Here is a 3,183-nt window from a genome sequence, read left to right as displayed (position 1 = left end):
TATACTATCCCAAATCGAATAAGATAATTCAATAACATTAATATACGAGGAGAAATCGAGTTTTTTAAAGTTTTTTTGGGGAGTTCTGATATTTTTTGCCGATCTTTATAATTTTTAACGGAAACGGCAGAATTCTTATAGAAAGCGGAAAATTCACGGCGTGAATTCAGTAAAAACACGGCGTGTTTTAAAAAATTCTCGGCGTGTTTTTAAAAAAGTACGCCGTGTTTTTTAGAAAAACATCGGATGTTTTTTTCAACTTTCCTTACTCAATAGTTTCAGGATATACAAGGCAGAAACATTACAGTACAGCATTTCTTACATTATTTTTGCTATTTTTCATGCCGAAGCAGGGCGGCCACGGCCTCAGCATGAAAAATAGTTAAAAGTGCTGTTTAAAAATCAGCAACCATGATAGAATCTATTACATGGTGGAAGGATTTTTTGATGAGATACCTGGCAGCCGACAGGACTGGAAGGTTTTACACAGCATCGATGAAATACTGATAGTTGCAATGTGCGGAGTCAGCGCCGGCGAGAATACAATTCATGGAATTTTCGCATTCTCGCAGATAAAAGAGAACTGGCTGAAAGAAAAAGCCGGGCTGAAGCTTCCGAACGGACTTCCGTCTTATGATACAATCAGAAGGACGCTCGGCATGATTGATCCGAAGGTGTTCCAGCGGCTGTTCATAAAATGGATAGAGGAAAAACTAGACCTCAAGGAAGGAAGCTACATCAGCATAGACGGAAAGACCGTCAGGGGAAGCGGAAGCGAAGAAAAGAATATACCGCCGATACATCTGCTGCATGCATACAGCCACGAGCTGGGAATTGTAATCGGACAGAAAGAGTGCAGAGCCGGGAAGAAGAATGAGATTTCCGCCTGCCCGGAGCTTCTCGATATGCTGAAAATAAAAGGCGCGGTGATTACAGCCGATGCGATGATGTGCCAGAAAGAAATTTGCAAAAAAATATCCGAAAAGAAATGCGGATATGTCCTTGCCGTAAAGAGCAACCATAAGACGATGCTTGAGGAAATCAGGAGCCTGTTTGACGGAGAGCCGCGCAAAGGCTGTCAGATTTACGAAACCAACGACAAGGGCCACGGAAGAATTGAAAAACGCATTTATTATTTAGACACAGACATAAACTGGTTTTCAGATTTAAGGGAATGGAAAAATCTGAAGGCATTCGGAAAATGCGAGAGCCATGTAATCAGCAGGGGAAAAGAAACTGTGGAATCCAGATATTTTATCAGCTCAGTTGACGATGTGATGGATTTTGCAGAAGCAGTCAGGAGCCACAGGGCAGTAGAAAACAATCTTCACTGGTGTCTTGATGTGATTTTCAAGGAAGATGAATGCCCGGTTCTCGACAGGAACACGGCGGAAAACATAGCAGTAATTCGCAGGATTATCTACAACAGGATTAAAATGCAGCTTAAGCCCAAAGAACAGCTTTGCTTTGGAAAGCGCTCGTGCATGTATGATGACAACTACAGGCTAAAGATTATGTTTTCACACATTTAAATCTCATGCTGAGGCCATCAATGTTTAGTCCGTGAACAATTCATTCTGTAAACGGCATTGTATGCTCAAGTTTTTCTGACCTGGCAAGATATATTTTGTCCTGCGACAGTCAGTAAAATACTGTACGTCCAAAAAGATTTTCCTCTACGCCCATCCGTAAAATCCTGTACGCCCAAAAAGATTTTCTTCTGCGTCCATCCGTAAAATCCTGTACGCCCAAAAACATTTTACTGAGCGTGCAAAGGCTTTTTTCAGCGTGCCTCCTGATATGATAAAATTCGCTGTATTTAATTATATTTTTGGTTAATTTTTATTGACTTTAAATCAACAAATTGTTATATTACAGATAAAGGACTAAAACTGCTCCAGTCCTAAAAAAATGACCGTTATAAAACGGTTCTATTTTCAGCCTATAAAAGGAAGGCGCTATATGGCAGAAGAAAAAGAAAACATTTTTGCAAGGAGGGTAAAAGATTTAATGAAAGAAAACCGCTATTCACAGAAGAAGCTCTGCGAAATCTGCGGTATTACAGAAGCTGCATTCAGCCGCTACATGACCAGCGGCCGGATGCCCAGAACGGATGTGCTTGCAAACATCGCAAACACACTTCACACAACAAGTGACTATCTTTTGGGTAATGATACCCACTATGGTTACGACCAGCTTAAGATTTTACTTGCAAGCAGCAAGGATGACTTAAGCAAAAATCAGAAAATCAGCTTGATGAAAATTCTCATGGACGAATACAGCCGCCCGGAGGATGAATAAAAGCATGGAGGTTCAATGGAAGAAACTGAAAATATGAAACAGTTTATTGGCAAAGGATTGCCAGATAACGCGCTGAAGGCATCAATGGCAGACGGAACGCCGTACGTGCTTCCGCCGTGGAGAGTAAATGATATTATTCTTCTGGCCATTGAAACGCTCAGCGATGTTGATTACTACAAGGACGACTTTGACTACAAAAAGATGATCCGTGAGCAGGGAATTAAGCTTAAAAAGTTTTCTTCCTTTACTCCCCAAAATCTTGAAGGATTCAGAGAAATTTCATTGAGCCGCTGGGAAGAAGGTATCTGCGCCCTATTTCCACATCCTGTTACAGGGGAACAGTGCCGCATGATTGCCTACAACGAAAACCGGAACTCCATTGAGTGCATGCAGATTGTTTTTCATGAGTACGCTCATATCAAACTGCATCATACTCAGCAGAGCATAAACGGCGAGGTAGAAGCAACCTGCTTTGCCCTTGCCATGACTATGTTCCTGCTCCTTGAGCAGCTGTTCCATGTGGGAAAGACTGTTGTAAATGCCGCAGGAAAACCATTCCTTGTTCAGACTATAAGGAATGCAATAAAACAAAAGGAGGTGGTATGAAAAGCATATACGCATAAAAAAAGCCCTTTCAGGAAGTGCGCCAACACTTGCTGAACAAGGCTTTTCGGTCGAGAGCCATATATGTGAATCTCTTAAAATTGAACAAAAAGATTATATCACATTTTGGCTCTCCTTGTCAAAAAAAAATCGCAGGCGGAGATTATTCCGCCACGCACTCTTCAGAGTGAAAAAAAACACCCGGGCGGGTGACATTAATTTCAAGGAGGGCATAAACTATGCTGAATATCAAAACTATCAAGAACGTACTTGTTACGG

Annotated in this window: 3 protein-coding genes; all 3 read left to right on the top strand. The window is 41.4% G+C overall.

Annotated features, from left to right (window positions below):
• Window positions 1-428: 428 nt before the first annotated feature.
• On the top strand, window positions 429-1,532 hold the full coding sequence (locus ACI4L0_RS06635; RefSeq protein WP_439799386.1) for an ISAs1 family transposase: 1,104 nt from the start codon (window positions 429-431) through the stop codon (window positions 1,530-1,532).
• Window positions 1,533-1,962: 430 nt separating this feature from the next.
• The gene (locus ACI4L0_RS06630; RefSeq protein ID WP_439799385.1) at window positions 1,963-2,301 is read left to right on the top strand and encodes a helix-turn-helix domain-containing protein; all 339 of its coding nucleotides are present in this window, start codon (window positions 1,963-1,965) and stop codon (window positions 2,299-2,301) included.
• 15 nt (window positions 2,302-2,316) lie between these two features.
• Window positions 2,317-2,907, top strand: a complete 591-nt coding sequence (locus tag ACI4L0_RS06625; protein WP_439799384.1) for a hypothetical protein — start codon at window positions 2,317-2,319, stop codon at window positions 2,905-2,907.
• The last annotated feature ends 276 nt before the right edge of the window (window positions 2,908-3,183 follow it).

Source organism: Treponema sp., assembly GCF_051883275.1.
Classification (GTDB): domain Bacteria; phylum Spirochaetota; class Spirochaetia; order Treponematales; family Treponemataceae; genus Treponema_D.
Note: the sequence above shows the minus strand (reverse complement) of the source record. Positions and strands in the feature narration are given on the sequence as shown.